Annotated in this window: 21 protein-coding genes; 10 read left to right on the top strand and 11 right to left on the bottom strand. The window is 35.6% G+C overall.

The annotated features are described in order from the left end of the window. Window positions 1-36: 36 nt before the first annotated feature. Window positions 37-981 carry a methyl-accepting chemotaxis protein gene (locus tag RTP99_RS19800; protein ID WP_000495022.1) on the bottom strand — a complete coding sequence of 315 codons (945 nt, stop codon included), beginning with the start codon at window positions 979-981 and terminating at the stop codon, window positions 37-39. Window positions 982-1201: 220 nt separating this feature from the next. Between RTP99_RS19800 and RTP99_RS19805 the strand changes: the two genes are divergently transcribed. The 5 genes from RTP99_RS19805 (at window position 1202) to RTP99_RS19825 (ending at window position 5250) form a co-directional block, all read left to right on the top strand. Further along, on the top strand, window positions 1202-2485 hold the full coding sequence (locus RTP99_RS19805) for a 3D domain-containing protein (RefSeq protein WP_001105828.1): 1284 nt from the start codon (window positions 1202-1204) through the stop codon (window positions 2483-2485). A gap of 112 nt (window positions 2486-2597) precedes the next feature. Next, the gene (locus RTP99_RS19810) at window positions 2598-2816 is read left to right on the top strand and encodes a helix-turn-helix transcriptional regulator (protein ID WP_000154011.1); all 219 of its coding nucleotides are present in this window, start codon (window positions 2598-2600) and stop codon (window positions 2814-2816) included. Then, complete coding sequence (locus tag RTP99_RS19815) at window positions 2809-3282, top strand: hypothetical protein (RefSeq protein WP_001080035.1); 474 nt, start codon at window positions 2809-2811, stop codon at window positions 3280-3282. Before RTP99_RS19810 ends, RTP99_RS19815 begins: the two co-directional genes overlap by 8 nt. A 116-nt stretch (window positions 3283-3398) precedes the next feature. Beyond that, entirely contained in the window at window positions 3399-4031 is a 633-nt protein-coding gene (locus RTP99_RS19820; protein WP_001041721.1) for a class A sortase, read from the top strand. A gap of 139 nt (window positions 4032-4170) precedes the next feature. After that, on the top strand, window positions 4171-5250 hold the full coding sequence (locus RTP99_RS19825; RefSeq protein ID WP_000813411.1) for a YHYH domain-containing protein: 1080 nt from the start codon (window positions 4171-4173) through the stop codon (window positions 5248-5250). A gap of 29 nt (window positions 5251-5279) precedes the next feature. On the opposite strand, the gene RTP99_RS19830 is transcribed toward RTP99_RS19825, so the two are convergent. Continuing rightward, complete coding sequence (locus RTP99_RS19830; protein WP_000443132.1) at window positions 5280-6665, bottom strand: peptide MFS transporter; 1386 nt, start codon at window positions 6663-6665, stop codon at window positions 5280-5282. A gap of 252 nt (window positions 6666-6917) precedes the next feature. Here RTP99_RS19830 and brnQ1 point away from each other — a divergent pair, with 252 nt between their 5' ends. After that, window positions 6918-8219 (top strand): branched-chain amino acid transport system II carrier protein BrnQ1, encoded by a 1302-nt coding sequence (brnQ1, locus tag RTP99_RS19835; RefSeq protein ID WP_000771710.1) that lies wholly within the window; start codon window positions 6918-6920, stop codon window positions 8217-8219. 136 nt (window positions 8220-8355) lie between these two features. Then, window positions 8356-10077, top strand: a complete 1722-nt coding sequence (locus RTP99_RS19840; protein WP_000656724.1) for a DUF2339 domain-containing protein — start codon at window positions 8356-8358, stop codon at window positions 10075-10077. 35 nt (window positions 10078-10112) lie between these two features. Here the strand turns inward: RTP99_RS19840 and RTP99_RS19845 are convergent, their stop codons facing one another. Together RTP99_RS19845 and RTP99_RS19850 are read right to left on the bottom strand one after the other, a co-directional pair. Further along, complete coding sequence (locus RTP99_RS19845) at window positions 10113-11660, bottom strand: hypothetical protein (protein WP_000791520.1); 1548 nt, start codon at window positions 11658-11660, stop codon at window positions 10113-10115. A gap of 181 nt (window positions 11661-11841) precedes the next feature. Next, window positions 11842-13233 carry an amino acid permease gene (locus tag RTP99_RS19850; RefSeq protein WP_001164906.1) on the bottom strand — a complete coding sequence of 464 codons (1392 nt, stop codon included), beginning with the start codon at window positions 13231-13233 and terminating at the stop codon, window positions 11842-11844. Between the two features lie 280 nt (window positions 13234-13513). Between RTP99_RS19850 and RTP99_RS19855 the strand changes: the two genes are divergently transcribed. From RTP99_RS19855 to RTP99_RS19865, 3 genes are all read left to right on the top strand, one after another. Beyond that, the gene (locus RTP99_RS19855) at window positions 13514-14806 is read left to right on the top strand and encodes an NCS2 family permease (protein WP_000487209.1); all 1293 of its coding nucleotides are present in this window, start codon (window positions 13514-13516) and stop codon (window positions 14804-14806) included. Window positions 14807-14936: 130 nt separating this feature from the next. Next, window positions 14937-15137 carry a helix-turn-helix transcriptional regulator gene (locus tag RTP99_RS19860; protein WP_000301182.1) on the top strand — a complete coding sequence of 67 codons (201 nt, stop codon included), beginning with the start codon at window positions 14937-14939 and terminating at the stop codon, window positions 15135-15137. A 4-nt stretch (window positions 15138-15141) separates the two neighbouring features. After that, on the top strand, window positions 15142-15570 hold the full coding sequence (locus tag RTP99_RS19865; protein ID WP_011040010.1) for a hypothetical protein: 429 nt from the start codon (window positions 15142-15144) through the stop codon (window positions 15568-15570). A 39-nt stretch (window positions 15571-15609) separates the two neighbouring features. On the opposite strand, the gene RTP99_RS19870 is transcribed toward RTP99_RS19865, so the two are convergent. From RTP99_RS19870 to RTP99_RS19900, 7 genes are all read right to left on the bottom strand, one after another. Next, the gene (locus tag RTP99_RS19870) at window positions 15610-16047 is read right to left on the bottom strand and encodes a GNAT family N-acetyltransferase (RefSeq protein ID WP_000633755.1); all 438 of its coding nucleotides are present in this window, start codon (window positions 16045-16047) and stop codon (window positions 15610-15612) included. A gap of 14 nt (window positions 16048-16061) precedes the next feature. After that, the gene (locus RTP99_RS19875) at window positions 16062-16319 is read right to left on the bottom strand and encodes a DUF4022 family protein (protein ID WP_011040011.1); all 258 of its coding nucleotides are present in this window, start codon (window positions 16317-16319) and stop codon (window positions 16062-16064) included. 53 nt (window positions 16320-16372) lie between these two features. Next, the gene (locus tag RTP99_RS19880) at window positions 16373-18202 is read right to left on the bottom strand and encodes a monovalent cation:proton antiporter family protein (protein WP_000399976.1); all 1830 of its coding nucleotides are present in this window, start codon (window positions 18200-18202) and stop codon (window positions 16373-16375) included. Between the two features lie 220 nt (window positions 18203-18422). Further along, entirely contained in the window at window positions 18423-18734 is a 312-nt protein-coding gene (qoxD, locus tag RTP99_RS19885) for a cytochrome aa3 quinol oxidase subunit IV (RefSeq protein WP_000531385.1), read from the bottom strand. Then, on the bottom strand, window positions 18735-19337 hold the full coding sequence (gene qoxC / locus RTP99_RS19890; RefSeq protein ID WP_000729317.1) for a cytochrome aa3 quinol oxidase subunit III: 603 nt from the start codon (window positions 19335-19337) through the stop codon (window positions 18735-18737). 13 nt (window positions 19338-19350) lie between these two features. Further along, a complete protein-coding gene (gene qoxB, locus RTP99_RS19895) occupies window positions 19351-21285 on the bottom strand; it encodes a cytochrome aa3 quinol oxidase subunit I (protein WP_000762378.1) in 1935 nt (644 codons plus the stop codon). Between the two features lie 33 nt (window positions 21286-21318). Further along, window positions 21319-22194: a cytochrome aa3 quinol oxidase subunit II gene (locus RTP99_RS19900; protein WP_001176167.1), complete on the bottom strand. Its 876-nt coding sequence runs from the start codon at window positions 22192-22194 to the stop codon at window positions 21319-21321. Window positions 22195-22452 lie beyond the last annotated feature (258 nt).

The raw sequence follows: 22452 nt of genomic DNA on the forward strand, positions 1-22452 counted from the left end.
AAAAATCCCTTATAACAGTATAAGGGATTTTTACTATTAATGAGAAACTACTGTTTCCTCAAGACTTTTTGTTAATTGAACATCGACTTTCTCAGCATCATGAATGTGATTCATAATAGTAGTATTTAACTTTTGGAACATTTGTTGTGTATTAGCGAATTCTCGTAATATATCATCATTACAAGTCTTTTGGTTTTCAATAGCTTTAATAACATTTGTAGCGCCGTTTTGTAACGTTTGAATCATAATTAAAATATTTTCGATTCTAGCGTTTGTATCGGCACTCATTTCTACACCTTCATCGACTAAATGCAAATTATCTTTTGTATTATCGTATGCTTTTTCAATTTCTTCTTGAATTTTTTTCGTTAAGTTGCCGATGTTTTTTGTACTTTCAGCGGTACTTTCTGCTAGTTTTCTTACTTCATTGGCAACGACAGCGAATCCTTTACCGTGCTCTCCAGCACGAGCAGCTTCAATACTTGCATTTAAAGCAAGTAAATTTGTTTGTGCTGCAATGTTTTGGATGACTTCTACAATTTGCTCAATTTCTTTTGAGCGTTCACTTAAATGATTCATACTATTAGACGTGCGCTGGGATTGTTCACCTAATTTATTAATTACAATAAGTAAACGATGAACAGATTCTTTTCCTTCGTTAGAACAATCAATAATTTCTTCAATAGATTGAATTAAGCTTTGTTCTTTTTGTAGCATTTCGTTATTCAATTCATTGGAATGTGTAGTACGTGTTGAAACATTTTCGAAACATGAGCTTAATTGTTGAACTAAATTTTGAAGTGTATTGTGCTGGTTATTTACAAGTTGATGCTCTTGAACAACGCTTTGTACACGATCGTGGATAGAAGAAATAGTCTCTTGTTGTTCAATATCCTTTTGTTTTAATTCTGCTTCTAGTTCTTGTATACGACTTTCTAATTGATCAATTTTATGTTGGAGTGATTTCTTTTGAGTAAACATAGATTTATTTCAACCGCCTTTAGAAGTTATATTTTCTCTATATTTGGATTTTAGAATCTTTTATAATTTTTAAATATAGGAATTGTTAAATATTTAAGAATCTATTACATTTTATGCATAATTCCCTTTTTTTCGTCATGAAAAATAAACTGTATTTAATGGTATTGTAAACAAACTGTAAAATAAATCATGTATAACTGTATAAGAAGGGAGTCGGATTATGAACTATTTTAAGCGAATCAGTAGTCTAGTATTAGCAGGAATTATAAGTCTTTCTAGTACAGTCGCTGTTAAAGCAGAGTCAAACGACGAGAAACTTAACAACATGCAACAGCAATTGCAGCAAAACGATGCAGAAATGCAAAAGAAAGAGCAAGAGAAGCAAGCTGTTAGTAAAGAAATTCAAGGTATCGAAAACGAACTACATAATTTAAATAATACAATTGCAAAAAATAAAGAGGATCAAGCTGCTATTCAACGTAAAATTGATGAAACACATAAGCAGATTGAGCAAAAAAAGGAAGAAATTGTCGTTTTAGAGGATAAAGTCCTTGCTCGTAAGGATATTATGAGAAAACGTATGGTTTCTGTTCAAAACAGTTCAAATACAAGTTTAGTAGTAGAAGTTGTAGTAGAGTCAAAAAACTTTGCTGATTTCCTACAACGTATGAACGCAGTTTCTACTATTTTAGAAGCTGATAAAGAAATTTTACGTCTACAAGAACAAGATCTTCGTCAAATTGAAGAAGATAAGAAAACAATTGACGAGAAAGAAGCATCTTTAGTAGTAGACAAACAAAAATTAGCAAAAGCACAAGCTGAACTGCAAGATAACTTGAAAAAGCGTCAAGATAACTTACAAACAGTTCAAGCTAAATATAACCAGATTGCAAGCCAACTTAATTTAGCAGCAGAAGAAAAAGCTAAAATTGAGTCAAATATGAAGGCAGTACAAGAAACAATTGCTCGTGAACAAGAAGCAGCAAGAATTGCAGCGGAAGAGCGTGCGAAAGCAGAAGCGGCTGCAAAGGCTGAGCAAGAAGCTTTAGCGAAAGCACAAGCAGAAATTGCTGAAAAGCAAAAGCAAGAGAAAGCTAGTAAACCAGCTGAACCAGTTGCTAATAATAATTCGAAGGTAGAACCTCCACAACCTGAACCATCTCCTAAGCCAACTGCTGGTGGGAAAGAAATTTATGTAGAAGCTACAGCTTATACAGCTGATCCAGGTGAAAATGGCTATGGACCAGGTCAACAAGTATATTCTGCATGGGGACCAGGTGGTAAACCTTATAATTTAACTGCAAATCCAGGAATGAAATTAATTGCGGTGGATCCATCTGTTATTCCATTAGGATCTACTGTAAATGTTGAAGGCTATGGAATTGCAATTGCCGCAGACACTGGTGGCGCGATTAAAGGTCACAAAATTGATGTTTTAATGCCTGATAAAGCTTCATCTAGTAATTGGGGCAGAAAAAATGTTAAAGTTACAATTTTAAACTAATGCGTAATCCAACTTTACAATATGTAAAGTTGGATTTTTTTGTAAAAATAATGTTAAGTTGAGTTTACATTTTGTTAAGGGTAGCATACAATGGTGGTGAGAGGTGGTAAATTTGACCATTTTAAATAGAGTGAAGGAATTAAGAGCTCGCTTTAATTTTTCGCAAAGTGTATTAGCAGAAAAGGTTGGGGTGACGAGACAAACAATCGCGGCAATTGAAAAAGGGGATTATGTTCCTTCTTTGTTATTAGCACTTACGATTTGCGATGTATTTCAGTTAAAGATGGAAGATGTGTTTGTTTTAAATAAGGAGGGGGAAGAGGATGAATAGAATTGTTGCTTCGTATATTATAAATTTATTTTACAGTGTATTGGCATGCTGGGCATTCGTAGAGTTTTATGATTTTTATATACAGTTTGCTGATATTATTAAAAATGAAAGTTTACCATCTAAAATAACAATGAGTTTGACGCCTGTTGTATTAATATTTATTGTAGCTATCATATTAGCGTATTTTAAAAGATTGCATAAAAAGAAATATAACAAATCATCATTGCGATTATATCCTTTATTATTTCCCCAAGAGGATGAACGGGAGAAGGATATTACAGATAAAGCATGCCGCACAACATTTGTATCATTATGGTTTGTATTACCTTGTGCACTAGGGTTATTAATATTTACACCTGTAGCAAATTTATATATTTCGGCATACCCTTTATATGTTGTGTATTTGATTTATTTAATTCAAATGACAGTATTCCACATATCTCTATACAGAAATAAATTAGCTTAAAAAGAAGCCTTCTTGCCTATGCAAGAAGGTTTCTTTTTAGCTTATACTTGTACATATAGCAATATTATCTTATCATTTTATATAGAGTAAGATTTTGTAAGGGAAAGGAATTGTATATGAATAAGCAAAGAATTTATAGTATAGTAGCAATCCTCCTATTTGTTGTAGGTGGTGTATTAATCGGCAAGCCATTTTATGATGGATATCAAGCTGAAAAGAAACAGACTGAAAATGTACAGGCTGTCCAAAAGATGGATTATGAAAAACATGAGACGGAATTTGTAGATGCTTCGAAAATTAATCAACCAGATTTGGCAGAAGTAGCGAACGCATCTTTAGATAAGAAACAAGTAATTGGTCGTATTTCGATTCCAAGTGTTTCATTAGAACTTCCTGTTTTAAAGTCTTCTACTGAGAAAAACCTATTATCAGGTGCAGCAACAGTAAAAGAAAATCAAGTGATGGGAAAAGGGAATTATGCATTAGCAGGACATAACATGTCTAAAAAAGGTGTTTTATTTAGTGATATAGCTTCTCTAAAAAAAGGCGATAAAATTTATTTGTATGATAATGAAAACGAATATGAATATGCGGTTACTGGTGTATCTGAAGTAACTCCTGATAAGTGGGAAGTTGTTGAAGATCATGGGAAAGATGAGATAACGCTAATTACATGTGTATCAGTGAAAGATAATTCTAAACGTTACGTTGTTGCTGGTGATTTAGTAGGAACGAAGGCGAAGAAATAAAAAAGAAGGTCAACTCTCTAAAGAGTTGACCTTCTTTTTTACTAATGTTGAGAAATAATAGAATATTTTAGTTGGTATTTAAGTATTTTTCTATTTATGTATAATAAAGTTAGAATTCAAAATTTTGGGAGGAACAAGAGTGAAACAACAGGTGAAGAAACTTCTTTTAACAACAAGTGTAGCGTTATTGGTAGCTCCAATTTCAGCCTATGCGCATCCAGGACGTACAGATGCTAATGGGGGACATACGTGTCGTACAAATTGTGAAAAATGGGGATTGCAGTACGGGGAATATCATTATCACAATAAGCCAGCTTCTAGTAGTGGTGCAACAAGTCCAGCTCCTAGTCAAAATAATAATGGTGCTGTAGAAGCTGAAAGACAAGCGGAAGCGCAGCGTAAAGCTGAAGAAGAGAGACAGCGTGTAGCGGAGGAACAAAGAAAGGCAGAGGAAGAGAGACAGCGTGTAGCTGAAGAGCAAAGAAAAGCAGAAGAGGCACGTAAACGAGAGGAAGCACAGCGTCAAGCTGATATGGAAAAAGGGCAGCTTGAGGGACAAAAAAGTGGAGAGACTGATTTTAAAGCAGGGAAAAATGATGCGGAATCACATTTAGCTGGGAAATCAGATACATATAAAGAAGCATTCAAAACTGCTTATGCTGCATCTTGGTCTTTAGAAGAGCAGAAGAAAACGCATTTTGAAAAAGGAAAAGAGCAAGGTTTAGCACAAGAGACGATGGAAGATAGTCAAATTGCTCCAGATTTTAAGCCAAACTTTGCAGAAGGTTTCCAAGTAGGGAATAAAGAAAGAACAGAAAAAATTGAAAAAGAGCAAGCTGAACTAGGGGAAAAGGCAGGTAAGGAATTAGCTGGAAAGAACCCTGGAAATAGAGAGAAAGATGTGTACGTGAAGGCGTATGAAACAGCTTATGAAAAGGGTTATAAGTCTACAAAAAAAGCAGTAGAAAAGGCTGGCTATAAGTATGCATTTGAAAACTATGATTTGAAAGTTCCTGCTAAGTATGAAAAGAATGAATCGTTAAAGAAATGGTTCATTGAAGGATTTAAATCAAATAAAAAAGCAGCAGAAATTAGAGAAGAAGGATATAAAAAAGGAGACAGTTGGCTCGCATTCTTCTATAAGAATTTTGTGCCAAGTGAATATAAAGAACATAAAAATCTGTACGAACAAGCGATAGAAAAAGGTAAGAATGCATAAAAAAGATGAGGGGTTTCCCCTCATCTTTTTTAATCCATCCATTTTACTAATTTTTTAGAAATTAGTAATAAAACACAACCTAATACAATTGCTACAGCGCCAATTACTGTAAATACTTCAGCATATCCAAGTGAAGTTGTGAAGCTTGCAAGTTGTCCACCTAAAATGTTGGCGATTCCTGAGCTTGCTAACCATACTCCCATTAATAAAGAAGCAAGTTTTACTGGGGCAAGTGCACTAACCATTGATAGTCCAACAGGTGATAAGAATAGCTCACCTAACGTATGGAAAAGATACGTAAAGACGATAAATAGTAAGTTTGCTTTTTCTGTAATGTTATGTTCATCACTACCTGTTTTTAATGTAGCAATAACGAGAATGATATAACCGATACCGAGCAAGATCATACCAAGTCCCATTTTAGTTGGGATTTTTAAATCCCCACGCTTGCGAGTTGCAAGTTTTGCCCATAATGCTGAAATGACTGGAGCAAGTAAAATAATAAATAATGGATTGACCGATTGGAACCAAGATGTTGGAATTTCCCATCCGAACACAGAGCGGTCTACAAATTTGTTTGTATATAATGTTAATGAGCTACCAGCTTGTTCAAAGCCAGCCCAGAAGAAGACAACGAAGCATGTTAAAATGACGATAACTGCAGTACGTTGTTTTTCTTTTTTTGTTAACGGTGTATCACCTACTGATGGTTGTCCATCTGTTGTTTGTAAATCGCGAGTTGGTTTTTTACCAATATCACCAAGGAAGCGATTGGATAGTGTTGTAAATAAAATTTGTCCAATGATCATTCCGATTGAAGCGGCTAAGAATCCGTAACGGAATCCGTAATGTACAACGCCATCAACCGTTGTTTTGAATAAATTTTCTGATAAAAATCCGCAAACGAGTGGAGCTAAAAATGATCCGACATTAATACCCATATAGAAAATGGTAAATGCACTATCACGTTTTGGATCGTTCTCTTCATATAATTCCCCAACCAGTGTAGAGATGTTCGGTTTGAAGAATCCGTTACCGATAATAATAAGCGCTAATCCGAGGTATAGGCCGACTTGGTTTTGCAAGGCAAATAGTGTAAGGTTACCGATTGCCATTGTTATACCACCAATTGTGATTGCTTTTCGTCTACCTAGGAACCGGTCTGTTAAGTATCCACCAATCATTGGTGTGAAATAACAGGCTCCAGTGTAAAATCCGTAAATAGAGAGTGCCCATGCGGGACTAAACCCAAGACCACCGCTTACTAAAGCTGTCGTTAAATATAATGTTAATAATCCTCGTAATCCATAGTAACTAAATCTTTCCCACATTTCTGTAAAGAAGAGTAAGTATAAACCTGGAGGATGTTTCTTTTTTCTTTGTTGTTCTTTTTCTAGTTGTATCGCTGATTCCATGTTATTTTCCTCCTGACACAAACAAAAACAAAGTTAATAATTTTGTACATTTAATATTTTACCTTATTAAATATTATAAGTCAATAAAGGTTGATTTTTCAGAAGAAATTGGAAAAGGGATATAGCTATAGAATGAGTGTTTCTTTTATGTTAGACTATGGACTATGTTTTCTGTGTAAAGAAGCGGTTTATTGCACTTTTTTATATGTGAAATTGATTTCATAAAAGATGAAATTAAAGAAGGAGAAAGAGATGAAATTGTTACAGAAAAAAGAAATTTTACTTGTTAGTCTTATGTTATTCTCGATGTTCTTTGGAGCGGGGAATCTTATATTTCCACCTTTCCTTGGGTATGAAGCAGGAGAACATGTGTGGATTTCATTAGTAGGGTTTATTATATCAGCAACAGGTCTTCCGATATTGGGAGTTATTGCGATTGCAAAAGCAGGAAGTTTTCAAACGCTAGCGGGTAGAGTTCATTCTTCATTCGCCATTATTTTTCCATGTATCGTGTATGTATTTATTGGACCAGGCCTTGGCATTCCGCGTGCAGGAAGTCTCGCTTTTGAGATGGGACCGGGTCAGTTATTCCCGGAAGCAGGTAGCGTAATCTTATTATGTTACACAGTTATTTTCTTTAGTATTGTGTACTGGTTAAGTTTATCCCCGTCTAAATTAATGGGGTTGTTCGGAAAAGTTTTAACACCGTTATTATTAGGTATGATTGCTCTTATCTTTATAAAAAGCATGTTTACATCAGTAGGTAGTGTGAAAGAGGCTGCTGGAAATTATGGACAAGCGCCTATGTTCCAAGGGTTTTTAGATGGATATTTAACGATGGATGCATTAGCAGCTTTAATTTTTGGGATTGTGATTGCAAATGCTCTTCGTGCAAAAGGTATTGAAGATGATAAAGGTTTAGCGAAATATATGAGTATTGCTGGAATTGGTGCAGGACTATTATTATCTATTATTTATGTCATACTTGGATATGTCGGTTCAATGAGTGGGTCATTGGGGATATTTGATAATGGCGCGCAAGTGTTAGCACAAGTGATGACTACATTATTTGGACAAGGCGGAGTCGTTTTATTAGGACTTATTTTTACGATTGCGTGCTTATGTGTTTCAATCGGACTTGTTACATCTTGTAGTCAATTTTTCGCAAGTGCATTTCCGAAAGTAGCGTATAAAGTGTGGGCATTTATCTTAAGTTGTATTAGTATGATTTTAGCTAATTTAGGATTAACACAAATTTTAAAAGTATCAGTACCAATTCTTGGATTTATTTATCCAGTTGCATTGACGCTTATTATTTTAGGGCTATTCCATAAGTATATTGGAAAGTATGTATGCATATATCCAGTTACAATTGTGATTGTAGCAGTATTTAGTGCAATCGATATTTTCAATAAAAATGTGATGATGAATCAGTGGACATCAGTATTGAAATACATTCCGTTTTATATAGAAGGTGTTGGGTGGATCATTCCAGCTATTATAGGTGCTTGTATTGGTGTTATCGTGAGTAGTGTTTTAAATAAGAAGAAATGAGTAAAAAGGTGTTTTCCGATTTCGGAAAACACCTTTCTTTTTTTGGGAAAAATAGTATTGAAAATGAATAGACTAAGAGTATGATAGAAGTAATTGGTAATATATAGGTTTTGAACGGATGATGAGGGGGGAGCGTATGAAGGAGGATTTGAATAAGAAAATAGAAGCACTCGAAACGGCAATTGAAACGATTCAAGAAGCACTTTTTGAATTGAAAGCAAAACAAAGAGAAATAGAAGTAGAAAATGCTCAGCAACATGTTAGTAAGGAAAAGAAAGAATATATTGAAACGGTGATGGAGGAAAAACAAAAAGTAGAAGTAGCTACAATAAAAGAGCCTGTGCAAGAACGTGAGGTAAAACAAGTGGATATATCTGCTTTTAAGCCGGAACCATTTAATATTATTAAGTTTTGCCAAACGTGGTTACCACGCATATTTGTCGGTATTATGTTGCTTGGAGTAATTTGGTTATTTAAAGCAGGGGTAGATGCAGGATTATTAACACCAGCAATACGAATTGTGTTTGGTATTGTCCTATCAATCGGTTTTTATTATATAGGGGATATTCAAATTAAACGCGAGCGGCAAGCATTAGGGTTAGTACTAGCAGGAGGAAGTATTACGGGTATAGTTTTAACGACATTTGCGGCGCATTATTTATATGGATTTATTCCAGCGAGTGTCGCGTTTCTATGTAATATTGCATGGGTCATTTTAGGTATTTATATAGCGAAGAGGTATCAATCGGAATATCTTACTATATTCGTAGCGGTAGGAGCTTTCTTCGTGCCATTCTTATTAAATAGTACGACTCCTAATCCGTATATTTTCTTTGGATATGAGATGATACTAACGCTCAGCTTATTATGGTATGCGTTGAAAAATCGTTATCAGTATTTATATATGATTTCTTATGTTGTTGCTGCTATTGTTCTTTTTGTCTTCTTTGCTGTTATGTCAATGTTAGTAGAGGATTTGCAAGTCCAGTTAACAGTAGTTTATGGTTTAATTCACTTACTATTATTTTGGCATATGTTTACGGAGAGAAGTTTTATAGTAGAGCCACGCTTGGCGATATTTAGTGCGAATGCAGTCTTCTTTATATTAGCCATTTCAAAAATACCTGAATTTACAACATGGGGATTAATGATAAGTGCACTCGTGCACGCTATTATGTTTGTGTTTGAATATAGGAAGAATAGACATTCTACATTTACAAATCTTTTATTTGGTTTCGCAATGGGAGCATTTAGTTTAGCGATTTTATATGAGTATAGTTTAGTGAATGCAGCGATTGTATTATTATTACAAGGTTTCCTTGGTATGTTTACTTCTATTAAAGGAAAACAACAGATAAAATTGTATGTTAGTGCGACGGTTTACGCAATTGGAATGATACAGACTATTTTTAGCCCGTTTGATCAATTTATTTCGGCAGGCTTTGTTGCTCATCTTATTTTAATAGGAACGTTCTATTATTGCATGAGACAAGCAAAAGAAGTATTAGCAAGCTTTGGCAAGTATGTGTATTCTATAGCACTCTATTGGTTTATGGTGATTGTATTTATTACAATTACTAGAATCGGTGAAGTTTTGTCCACAGATGGAAGCATAATAAGCATATCTGTATCGTTATTATGGATGGTATATGCATTATTTGCAGTTTGGTTTGGACGGAATAAAAATATGAATGAAATATTGTATGCAGGCTTAGTCGTGTTAGTCGTAACGATAGGAAAGCTATTTCTTCTAGACTTACCAGAAGTTTCAATGATGATTAGGGCAGTGTTATTTTTAATAGTAGGTAGTATAGGTATCGTTATTTCAAGAATGTTTTTCTCAAAAGAAGAGAAGTGAGAAGAAGGCAATCCATATCTGGATTGCCTTTTTCATTATTTCTTATTAATCGTTACAGCTTCATTATATTTCGCTGTTGTATTTTGGCGTAGACGAAGTGTTGCTTGTCCAGTCGTATTTGGATCGATTTGTACGTTCACAATTTTTTCAGCAGAACCTAAGCTATTTGTTGTGAAAGAAAATGCACTACTATATCCGAAAGTAGATGGCCAAGTGCCGTTTGTATTTTGAACTTTTGCTACTTGTGTACCGCCGGTAGTGAATATACCTAAAGAGTAATTAGTGTATGTTGTATTTGGTAATAAGTTATTTACTTGAATTTTGATTTGGAACACTTCATGGTTTGGTAGAGTGCTAGGGTGTGTAACTACGTAGTCATTTGCTGTTACTGCACCGTTATAGCCATATGAACCAGGTTTAAAAGTATTTGTATTAAACCATTGATAACCTGCATTTGGCGCACTCCAAGGTTCAGGTTGTGGCTCAGTTGATAAGCTTGGTTGTTCAAATGTTTGTAAAGTGGTAGGTAAATCAAGTTGTAAACCATTTACTTGATCTAAACTTGTAAATGTTTCTTTATTCGATAGCCAATTTACGATATTTTCTAGTAAGATAGCATCGTTTTCTTCTTTATATCCATCGTAAGTTTTCTTTGTTTGACCAGAGTCTTCACGAACGTATTTTGGCGTAGCATCTTCAACAGGAGAAGAGTCTCCAATAAAGGCAGCTTTTCCAAGTCCTACTTTTGCGATCGCAGCATAAGGACCTTCTGCAACACCACCGCCGTTATATACACCGCTATCGACAGCGTTATTCCATTTTGACGGATTCTCTGGAAGATAAACAAGTCCTTTTGCTAGTTTTGGATTTGTAATTGCTAAAGTAGAACCAGCATGCATTGCTACAGATGAAACCCCTTCTGTAATTCCGAATGATTGTTCAGGTGATACAATATTTTTAGCGGAAACATCACCGATTGCATTATAGCGGAAGCGAATACCGAAGTTGTCAGATAGCCAATCAGAGCTTTCTACTCCTTGCATAGCTTGTGAATTGGCTTCTTCGTTAGACATTCCTTTTGCTGGATTATCCCAAGCACCGCGTCTATATCCGTTAAATACTTCAGAAGAGTCCCAACGATTTTTATTACGATCTGCATTATAATGATCGGCAATGAAGAAGATACTACCGCCATTTTTCACGTATTGTAACATAGCATCTTGTTCAGATTTTTTGTAAGGAATATTTGCTTCTGGAACGATAAACACATTGTAGTCTTTTAAATCTTCGTATGTAATCGGTGTTGATTTACGTAGTTCTTTTACATGATAGCCGTTTTGGGCAATGCCGTTTCCGAAATCAGAAAAGCCACCATCAATAACCCAGTCAGCAGTCCCGGCAGTTTGACCGTGTGTATTATCAAATAATACTTTTTTCCCATTGTTTTGATTTACAACTTTTGCAGCAATTTCAGGAGCTGGGTCTACAGAGCTTTCTGCATAAGTAGACGGTATGAACGAAGTCCCTATACTTAGTGTAATTGCTGTTGCTAAAGAAAATGTAATCCATTTTTTATTCTTCATAGAAGAATCCCCCTAATAATAAATATATGTGCTTTAATAATGTAATTTATTTTTCTGTAAAAATAAAGACGGAAAACATAAAAAATATTAAAAATTTGTAAAAATACCGTGAAATTTGTTGAGAAATATTTATAGAGATTTAAAAACATCCCTTCCAAGTAATAAGGAAGGGATGTTTTGCTTAACTAATTTTTGAATTAGGTGTTTCATCAATTTTATGAAAACCTTTCATGTAATACACGACAGCTAAACCGATAAGCCAAATTGGTCCAACAATTAATGCAATCCTTGTATCTTCTGAATACGCCATTATACATAATACGAGTGCAAGGAAAGCAAGTGAGAAATATGAACTTAATGGGTATAAAGGCATTTTATACGATAACTTTTGTTTGTTTTGCGTCGGCAAACTTTTACGGAACTTAATTTGAGCGACTAATATAATACCCCAAGTCCAAATTGCCCCGAAAGTTGAAATACTAGTGAGCCATGTAAATACTTTTGCGGGCACAAGATAGTTTAATATAACACCAACGAGTAAAACGATTGCTGTTGCTACAATTCCTTGACTTGGAATGCCATTTTTATTTAAACGACCGAATCTTTCAGGAGCTTTTTTCTGCTGAGCTAATGTATACAGCATACGGCCTGTACTAAATAAACCACCATTACAAGAAGAAAGAGCTGCTGTTAATACGACAAAGTTAATAATTCCTGCTGCTTTTGCGATACCGATTTGCTGAAATGTTAATACAAATGGACTTCCTTTCTCACCAAGTTCGTTCCATGGATAAATTGCCATCATAACGAATAGAGCCCCAACGTAGAACAGTAATATTCTCCAAAATACGTTATCGATTGCTTTTGCGAGTGTTTTTTTCGGGTTTTGCGCTTCACCCGCTGTAACGCCGATTAATTCAACGCCTAAATAAGCGAATAGCACCATTTGCATGGAGAGGAGTAACCCAGAAAAACCATTTGGGAACCAGCCACCATGTGACCAAAGGTTTGAAATGCCAGTAGCGATACCACCGTTTCCGAAGCCAAATAAAATAATACCAGCCCCAACTACTATCATACAGATAATTGTGACAATTTTAATGAGAGCAAACCAAAATTCAAGTTCTCCAAATACTTTTACAGATAAAAAGTTGAAAGCACTCATTAATAATAGAGCGAGTAAAGCCCAAGTCCAGCGCGGAATATCTGGGAACCAGTACTGCATGTAAATGCCAGCAGCCGTAATTTCAGCCATGCAAGTAACAACCCATAAGAACCAGTAGTTCCAACCAGTAATATAGCCAGCTAGTGGTCCAAGATAATCATATGCATATTTACTAAAAGAGCCAGCAACAGGTTGTTCAATTGCCATTTCTCCGAGTGCTCGCATAATGAAAAAAATAACGAGTCCAGCAATCATATAGCCTAGTAAAATAGAAGGGCCAGCTAGTTTAATAGCAGAAGCAGATCCTAAAAATAGTCCAACGCCAATAGCTGAACCGAGTGACATTAAAGTAATATGTCGTTCTTTTAAACCGCGGTTTAAAGTTCCAGATTTGTTTGTGTGCTGCATAAGAAGAATCCCCCTTGTAGAGTGAACGATATTTAAATGTGCTTACTAAATATTTAACTATTTCAAATTATAAAACATTTCCATCTGTTATGCTACAAAAATAATCATTATTAACTGTACTACATCTGCGCTTGTCAGACTTAAACTTAAAATTCGAACTATTAGCGAATATATTGACTCTTCTTTTTATTGATTGTTAAGATTAAGTATTATATTTTCTCACATACTAGTAAGAAAAGAATGTGTGATAATAATTTAGATGTAGGAAGGGTACATAACCATGTTTCAATTACAAAAATATAACACTTCTGTGAAGCAAGAGCTTTTAGCTGGCATCACAACTTTTTTTACATTTGCGTATATTCTTGTCATCAATCCGAAAATATTATCTGATGCAGGTGTACCATTTGATCAAGCTTTTACGGCAACGATTATTGCGACTGTTGTAGGGACGCTATGTATGGCGTTTTTAGCTAACTATCCAATTGTTATTGCTCCAGCTATGGGAATGAATGCGTATTTTGCTTATTCTGTTGTTCAACAGGCAGAGGGGATTACATATGTCATTGCGTTTTCAGCAGTATTTGTAACAGGTATCATTTTTCTTTTATTATCTTTCACTTCATTTAGGCAAAAGCTTATTGTCGCAATTCCTGATAGTTTAAAACATGCAATTGCAGGTGGAATTGGGTTATTTATTGCTTTTATTGGATTACGTCTATCTGGAATTATCGTCGATCATCCATCTAACTTAGTTACGATTGGTGATTTCCATTCTCCAGCCGTTATTTTAACTTTAATTGGTTTGATTTTAGCGGCGGTATTAATGACATTGCGTGTGAGCGGTGCATTATTTATTAGTATGATTGTGACAGGAATTATCGCCTTCTTTACAGGACAGCTGAAGTTTACGGATAAAATTGTTGCGATGCCTCATTTACCAGAGGGGATTATCGTTTCAAATCCAATCAACGCCTTTTCAGATGTAATTGAATACGGATTATATGGCGTTGTATTTTCATTTTTACTTGTACTGTTATTTGATACAACAGGAGCATTACTCGGTTTAATTAAACAAGCAGGTTTAATTACAGATAATACAGAGAAACGTTTTGGTAAAGCATTTATTGCGGATGCAATTGGCGGTACTACAGGCTCTATCTTTGGGACAAGCCCAACAGCAGCGACGATTGAATCGTCAGCTGGTATTGCTGCAGGTGGTAAAACGGGATTAACAGGTATTGTAGTAGTCGGCCTAACGATTATAACGGCATTCTTTAGCCCTGTTATTGCTTCTTTATCAAGCGTAGCCGCTATTACAGCTCCTTCATTAATTATTGTAGGTAGTTTAATGGCACAAAGTATTCGTGATATTAATTGGAATGAATTTGAAGATGCATTACCAGCATTTTTAATTTTCGTTGGTATTCCGTTAACGTCTAGTATTGCGAATGGAATTGCAATTGGATTTCTAGTGTATCCAGTCTTAAAAATTGTGAAAGGGAAAGGGATGGAAGTACATCCATTACTATACTTATTTACAATTTTATTTGGATGTCATTTATTCTTATAATATAGGAGAGGAGGCTTCTTATGAGGGGCTCCTTTTTTGTGTATAATAAAGTGAAACTATAAGTAGTTACGAAAAATATAAATTACATAATGGAATATATATGTTACAATAAGGTGGAGGTGGAACATGGATGGCTGTAAGTAAAATAAAAGTCGCGCGTGTTCAGTTAGATTTAACACAGCAACAATTAGCAGAAAAAGTAGGCGTTACAAGGCAAACGATTAGTTTAATTGAGAAGGGGAAATACAACCCATCTTTAGATTTATGTTTGAAAATTTGTTATGCAGTAGATAAAACTTTGAATGATTTATTTTGGGAGGAAAAGGAGTGAGGGGATGAGAATCGTGAAAGATGAACGCTTAATGATTGAGGGGCTAAAACATATTAGACTCGTTTTCATCTTACAAAATATTGTCATACTAGGTATTGTTTTTTATCGCTACGTTTTGCAAGATGCAGGATATGAAAGTGTTTCGGATTTATTAATGGTATTTATGGTCGGGATAGTAGTTATTAATTTTTTAAACTTGAAAAATTCAGTGGAAGTGTATGAGCATACGGGCGGAGTATCACGCAGTTATCTTATGAAGCTATTATTCATTCCTGTAGGTATTATTATTGGGATTTTAGCTATTTGTATCGTTGTAACATCAGATATTTCAATAAAAGAAATTAGTATGACAGGACTTATTATGTTAGCCTGTTTTTTAGTTCCTAGTCTGTTTATATACATATATATGAAAAAGATAAAAAGTGAAGATTGAAATATAAGAAAAGCTTTCCCGTATTGTGGAAAGCTTTTCTTATATTCTTTTATATAGTACTTTATGAAGACCAATTGGTTCAATTTCAAAGATTTCACCATGTTCTTGGAAGCCTAAGCGCTTGTAATAGTCAGCCACAGTAATTCGGCCATTACACCATAACATATTTGCTTGACGCTCTTGTAAGATTTGTTCTGCTTTCTGAATTAAGGAGCTTCCAGCGTGGTTGTTTCGAAATTCAGGTAATGTTGCCATTCCTCGTAGACGATAATGAATACCTGTAGGTAGGTCAGGATATATTTCTTTTGAGAAGGAAGCGATACTAATTAGTTTATCATTTATAAATGCCCCTAGGTGAAAGCTGTCTGTTTCATAGTCGGAAGGGTATTTACAATCTGCTAATGTTTGACTCGGGCGCAAAATTTTTTGACGTAATACGTAAGTTTCAGATCCGTCAATATTTTTCACGGTAATCATATTAACATCCTTTCTTATAACGCTTTTTCTGTTAATTGTATAAAGAAATAGGCAGGTGCGGCGAAAAGTCCGAGTATGCTAGCGGTTCCGAGAAGGAGTGAAAGTAAGAGGCAAGAGTACTTTATTCCATTCGACTTTTTCCATCCGTAACTACAAATTTCAATGCTAACACCGATGAGAATAATGGCACCTAGTATTTCGGCTAATAATAAAAGAGCTAAAGTTACAATAGACATAATGTGATCCATCCTCATAATATGTGATAGTAACATTTTACCATATGAAATGGAAAAAAATGCCCCTCAATTATGTGAGGGGCATTTTTTTATTCTAATATGTTTTTTAGTGTATCGATATGTTCTTTTGAGCCTGTTACAAGTAATGTATCACCGTGTTGTAGTCTTGTATCACCATGTGGGATTAATGCTTTATTTCCACGATAAATTTGAATGACTAGTACATCACCTAAAAATGGAAGGCGACGAAGTGCAACACCGTTATATTTATTGCTACGTAGTTCAACCTCACGGACTGTTTCGTTTGCTGTTGTAATTAAGCGAACGAGACTCGGTTTATCAATTAGCGCACGTAATAGAATACGTGTAGAGTTAATTGTTGAGAAGACAGCGATATGCTCTTGTGTTGCTTTTTCTTGTAGAAGTGGATCTTCTACACTTGCAATAACATGTTCAACACCTAGTTCTTTTGCGTGTTCTGCTAATAATAAGTTTTGCTCATCATCACTTGTTGCAACAACAACTCGGTCTGCATGAAAGGCTGTTTGTTCAGTTAACGATGCAATTGTGATGTCATCTAATTTCACGATAGGGAAGTCATGTGATTTCGCTTCCTGATCATTTATTTTGTTTTGACGCATCATATATAGTGTTACGTCATAATCTTCTCGTTTTAAATCAAGTGATAACGGAAGGGTAATTCTGCTCGCACCAATAATAGAAACTTTTGGTTTTGGTGTTTCCACTTTTGGGAACATCTTTTTAAATAATATAGGCGCAAAAATACAAGTAATAACTGCGCTTAAAATAAGGGAAGCAGATAAACTTGGACTGATGATCCCTAACTTTTCACCAATTTGTGCAGCTGCAATAACTAAAGAAAGTGTCGATGTTAATAAGATGGCACTCCCCAGTACGATATTACGTGGATACCATTTTCGTAAAACGAGGGATGGTAACAGTTTTGAGATAAAGAGTCCTACAATTAGAATTGGAATCATGAGCATACTAGAAGGCTCTTTAAAAATAGACCAAACCTCTAAATTTACACCAACCATTACGAAGAAAATAGGAATGAAGAAACCGTATCCGATAGAATCCAGTTTTTCAACCATATCTTCATTTGGTGATAATAATGATACGAGTACACCTGCTAAGAAGGCACCTAAAATATTTTCAGCTCCAACGGATTCAGATAACCCAACTAATATTAAGATGAGTGCAAAAACAGCTCTTGTATCAATTTGTACACTACCAGCTTTTAAGCTATCCAAGTATGGAATGTTTTTAAAACGTTTTGCAACGAAGTAAATAACAATACCAGCGCCGAATAGAAGAAGAAGGAGCCACATGCTTTGACCGCTTTCGGAATTTAATCCGACGAATACAGCAAGTAAAATCATTGTAACTAAATCCGCAATAACAGCGACTAATAAAATGATTTGTCCAATTGCTGTTTTTCCTAAGTTATTCTCTTTTAATGTTGGTACGACAACACCTAAAGAGATTGTTGAAATGATTAAAGTCATAAACATTGCATTATCTACAAATCCTAGCCATACGAATAGTAGTGATAGGGCATAAGATAAGATGAAAATAAAGAAGAAGATAATGCTTGCTGCCTGGAATGTGTTTGGTTCGTTTGTCGTGTTCTTTTTCCCTTTTTGTTTAAAGATAGAAAAATCAATTTCTAAACCGCTTAAAAACATAAGAAAGATAAATCCTAGTGTCGATAAGACTTGAAGCCACATATCTGGCTCAATAATATTAAACCCACTTTTACCTACAAAGATTCCTGCGATGATTTCTGCAACAACGACAGGAAGTGCTTTTAATTTAAAGCGTTGTAACAAAAGGGGAACGAAAAACGCGATTGCAACGACAACCATAAGTGATAGAACAGAAGTGTGATGTTCCATTGCGTTCTCTCCCTTCAAATAAATATAGTACCTATTTAGCCATATAATAGGTAGAAAAGCAACGCATATGGATTCGATTTCATAAAGAAAGAGTTTTCTTAACATTTGTCATAATAAGTATATTTTTCATGATTCTGTTGTTAATTCCGTAATGTGGATGTAATAGGGGAGGGAATAAAAAAAGACTGCTGAGCAATCTCAGCAGTCTTTTCCATGTACATTACATTGAGAAGAAGATCCATACAGTTAAACCAACTGTTGCAGTTGCAACGAAGAAACTGTAGATCATAGTAAGAATTTGAACTCTTCCTTCTCCTTCTTTTAAATGCATGAACATAATTAATTGTAACAACGCTTGCGCAACAGCCATTATGATAATGGTAGTTAAGATCGTTGATAGTGGCAGGGTTGTGTAAAGTGCCACGTATAAAGCTAGAAACGTTAGTGCAAGCGATAAAATAAATCCGAAAACGTGTGACCAAGGGAATCCGCTATGCGCATGCCCGTTTGCTTGGTTGTTATTTTGACCCATTTACGCCACCATCCCGTTCAAGTAAACTAGTGTGTAAATAAAGACCCAAACTAGATCAAGGAAATGCCAGTATAAGCTGATAATGAATACTTTACGAGCTGTAACTGGTGTTAAACCTCGTTTTAAAATTTGGATAATAACACAAATTGCCCAAATGATACCGCCTGTTACGTGGGCTCCGTGTGTTCCAAGAAGAACGAAGAATCCAGATAGGAAAGCACTTGTTTGAATTGTTGCGCCTTCACCAATATACATAATGAACTCTTCAATTTCGAAGAATAGGAAGCCTGCACCTAAAAGTAATGTAAGGACGAACCATCCAAGCATTGCTTTTTGGTTGTGCTTACGCATTTCGTGAATCACGATACCACATGTGAAACTACTTGTTAAAAGTAGTAATGTTTGAATTAAAAGCGTTTTAAGTTCAAACAGTTGTGCTGGTGTTGGGCCATCTGCCGTACGACCAGCAAGTACTAGATAAGAGGCGAAAAGTGTTGCGAACAGCATAATTTCAGCCCCAAGAAAAATCCAGAATCCTAGGATATTCAATCTGCTTTGTTCGGATTGATATTCCAAGGGTAAGCTTTTATCTAAAGCCGCCATATCATTTCACCTCTCATGCTACATGTTCTGATTTTTTAATTTCATCAACACTAATATAGTAACCTTCATCGTAATCGAATGAACGATAGATTAAGCAAGCTAAAATACCAATGCCGCCGATTGCTGCAAGCCAGAACCAGCTAAATACTAATGCGAAACCTGCAAGACCGAAGAATCCAGACGCAATAATAGGCACGCCAGAGTTACTTGGCATGTGAATTGGTTTAATATCTTCTGCTGCTGGTGTAACTGTTTCTCCGCGTTTCTTCATGTACCAGAAAGCATCAGCTTCTTTAATTTCAGGAAGTTTTGCGAAGTTGTAATGTTGTACAGGAGATTGAGTTGCCCATTCAAGTGTACGGCCATCCCATGGATCTCCAGTTGTGTCACGTTCTCCGTGACGAGCACTCCAAATTACGTTGTAACAAAGAAGTACGAAACCAATACCCATCATTACTGCACCGACAGATGCGATTTGGTTTAGCCATCCCCATCCAAGGCTTTCAGAGTAAGTGTACATACGACGAGTCATACCGTCTAAACCTAAGAAGTACATTGGGAAGAAACAGATGTTGAATCCGCTCATAAAGATCCAGAATGTCCATTTACCTAGGCGTTCATTTAACATATGACCAGTCATTTTTGGATACCAGAATGTGAATCCAGCAAGCATAGCGAATACTGTACCTGCGATTAATACGTAGTGGAAGTGAGCGATTAGGAAGTAGCTGTTATGGTACTGATAATCAGCTGCTGCCATACCAAGCATAACCCCTGTAACCCCACCGACTACGAAGTTTGGAATAAATGCCAATGACCAAAGCATTGGAACTGTAAAACGAATACGTCCTTTATACAGTGTAAACAACCAGTTAAAGATCTTAACCCCGGTTGGAATCGAAATCGCCATTGTCGAAATCGAGAAGAATGAGTTAACCGCTGGACCTGCACCCATCGTGAAGAAGTGGTGAAGCCATACGACGAAACTTAGTAAAGAAATTGCAACCATTGAGTATACCATCGCACTGTAACCGAATAGACGCTTACGTGAGAATGTACTAATGATTTCAGAGAAAATACCGAATGCCGGTAAAATAACGATATATACTTCAGGGTGACCCCATACCCAGAATAGGTTGGCCCATAACATTGGCATACCGCCGCTCGCCATCGTAAAGAAGTGAGCATCGAATAGACGGTCAAATGTCATTAATGCAAGAGCAACTGTTAATACTGGGAAAGCGAAAATAATGATAATTGTTGTAATTAAGATTGACCAAGTAAACATTGGCATTCTCATTAAAGTCATACCAGGTGTACGCATTTTTAAGATAGTAACAAGGAAGTTAATACCTGTCATTAACGTACCGAGACCTGAAATCTGTAATGCAATTGCGTAGTAGTTATTTCCTACACCAGAAGTAAACTCTGTACCTGCCATTGGGAAGTAAGAAGTCCACCCAGCGTCTGGAGAACCACCAATTACGAAAGCGATGTTGAATAACATTGCTCCGACAAAGAATAACCAGAAACTTAAAGCATTTAAGAACGGATATGCAACGTCACGAGCACCAATTTGTAATGGTACTACAAGGTTCATTAATCCCATAACGAATGGCATCGCCATGAAAAGAATCATAACTGTACCGTGTGTTGTGAAGATTCCGTTATAGTGTTCAGCGTTTAAATAAGTTGTTTCTGGGAATGTTAACTGTGCACGGATCATTAAACCGTCCATACCACCACGGAATAACATAATAACCGCAGAGATAATATACATGGCCCCAATTTTTTTATGGTCAACAGTTGTTAACCATTCGTCCCAAAGCCATTTCCATTTTTTATACTTTGTTAGTACGAAAATGATTGCTAATGTCACAAGAACGATAGAAGCGTCTGCACCGTAAATAATCGGGTCACCTGTGACAAAAAATTCATCAAGCTTCACTTTGTTCACTCCAATCTGTTGGAATTATAGCTATTATTTTTTGTTTTTGTAGTAGTTGTAATCACAATATTCAAGTGATTTTGGATCTACATAACTTAAGTGATGGCTAGAGAATGTCATACGACCAACTACACCAGGTTTAACAATTTCGTTGTACTTATCTTCTGTTAGTTTAGGAGCAGTTTGTTGTACTTCTTTAACCCACTTGTCATATTTCTCTTTAGTTTTTGCTTCAACTTCGAACTCCATGTGAGTAAATCCTTCACCAGAGAAGTTCGCGCTACGCCCTAGGTAAGAACCTGGCTTATCAGCTTGTAAATAAAGGTCCATAATCATGCCATCCATTGTGTACTTCATACCACCAAGTTCTGGTACCCAGAAAGCATTCATTGGGCCGACAGAAGTCAGTTTGAATTGAATTGGTACACCAGCTGGGATGTTTAAATAGTTAACGGTTTCAATTTTTTCCTCTGGGTAACTGAATAACCATTTCCAGTTTGCAGATGTAACATAAATCTCCACTGGTTTAATATGTTTGGACTCTTTCGGAACCTCTTCCGAAGCATAAGTTGCTTTTACTGTTGGAATCGATAATGCGATAACGATAATAACAGGAACAAGCGTCCAAATGATTTCTAATAATGTGTTACCGTGTTGTTCAGGTGGCTCATAGTCCATATTCTCTGGTTTTTCACGATAACGAATCAAGATGACTGTAAACAAGATGAATACAATTGCGATAATTAATGACATAAGCAAGAATGACCAAACAATTAAATCATACTGTGCTTTTGCAACAGGTCCTTGCGGATTTAATACTGCGAGTTTTTTATCACAGCCACCGAGGAACAGAAGTAATGATAACGGAAGAAGCGAAGCCAACTTCCAAAACGCTTTCTTTAGTTGCACGATTGAAAATCTCCTTTCTCCTTGGATTGAAACTATGCCAATAAAACAATATAAACCTATTAATTTATAGAAGGCAATAGTTTTTGAGATATTGTTAAAAAATAGACACAAATGCACACTTTTTAAGGTGAATATCATTTGTAACTTGATTACATTGTAAACTATTTTCCAGAGAAAAATGCGATTGTGAAAATTTTAAGATAAATAAAGTTATACCAGGATACCCAAGAAATAGAAAAAAGCTATCTTATGATAAGA

This window comes from Bacillus sp. (in: firmicutes) (assembly GCF_031983925.1).
Taxonomy (GTDB): Bacteria; Bacillota; Bacilli; order Bacillales; family Bacillaceae_G; genus Bacillus_A; species Bacillus_A pacificus.

Excerpts from the sequence above, each read along its gene's own strand:
- RTP99_RS19800 (WP_000495022.1), bottom strand. The coding sequence starts at position 981 with ATGTTTACTCAAAAGAAATCACTCCAACATAAAATTGATCAATTAGAA.
- RTP99_RS19805 (WP_001105828.1), top strand. The coding sequence starts at position 1,202 with ATGAACTATTTTAAGCGAATCAGTAGTCTAGTATTAGCAGGAATTATA.
- RTP99_RS19815 (WP_001080035.1), top strand. The coding sequence starts at position 2,809 with ATGAATAGAATTGTTGCTTCGTATATTATAAATTTATTTTACAGTGTA.
- RTP99_RS19820 (WP_001041721.1), top strand. The coding sequence starts at position 3,399 with ATGAATAAGCAAAGAATTTATAGTATAGTAGCAATCCTCCTATTTGTT.
- RTP99_RS19830 (WP_000443132.1), bottom strand. The coding sequence starts at position 6,665 with ATGGAATCAGCGATACAACTAGAAAAAGAACAACAAAGAAAAAAGAAA.
- brnQ1 (WP_000771710.1), top strand. The coding sequence starts at position 6,918 with ATGAAATTGTTACAGAAAAAAGAAATTTTACTTGTTAGTCTTATGTTA.
- RTP99_RS19840 (WP_000656724.1), top strand. The coding sequence starts at position 8,356 with ATGAAGGAGGATTTGAATAAGAAAATAGAAGCACTCGAAACGGCAATT.
- RTP99_RS19845 (WP_000791520.1), bottom strand. The coding sequence starts at position 11,660 with ATGAAGAATAAAAAATGGATTACATTTTCTTTAGCAACAGCAATTACA.
- RTP99_RS19850 (WP_001164906.1), bottom strand. The coding sequence starts at position 13,233 with ATGCAGCACACAAACAAATCTGGAACTTTAAACCGCGGTTTAAAAGAA.
- RTP99_RS19855 (WP_000487209.1), top strand. The coding sequence starts at position 13,514 with ATGTTTCAATTACAAAAATATAACACTTCTGTGAAGCAAGAGCTTTTA.
- RTP99_RS19860 (WP_000301182.1), top strand. The coding sequence starts at position 14,937 with ATGGCTGTAAGTAAAATAAAAGTCGCGCGTGTTCAGTTAGATTTAACA.
- RTP99_RS19865 (WP_011040010.1), top strand. The coding sequence starts at position 15,142 with ATGAGAATCGTGAAAGATGAACGCTTAATGATTGAGGGGCTAAAACAT.
- RTP99_RS19870 (WP_000633755.1), bottom strand. The coding sequence starts at position 16,047 with ATGATTACCGTGAAAAATATTGACGGATCTGAAACTTACGTATTACGT.
- RTP99_RS19875 (WP_011040011.1), bottom strand. The coding sequence starts at position 16,319 with ATGTTACTATCACATATTATGAGGATGGATCACATTATGTCTATTGTA.
- RTP99_RS19880 (WP_000399976.1), bottom strand. The coding sequence starts at position 18,202 with ATGGAACATCACACTTCTGTTCTATCACTTATGGTTGTCGTTGCAATC.
- qoxD (WP_000531385.1), bottom strand. The coding sequence starts at position 18,734 with ATGGGTCAAAATAACAACCAAGCAAACGGGCATGCGCATAGCGGATTC.
- qoxC (WP_000729317.1), bottom strand. The coding sequence starts at position 19,337 with ATGGCGGCTTTAGATAAAAGCTTACCCTTGGAATATCAATCCGAACAA.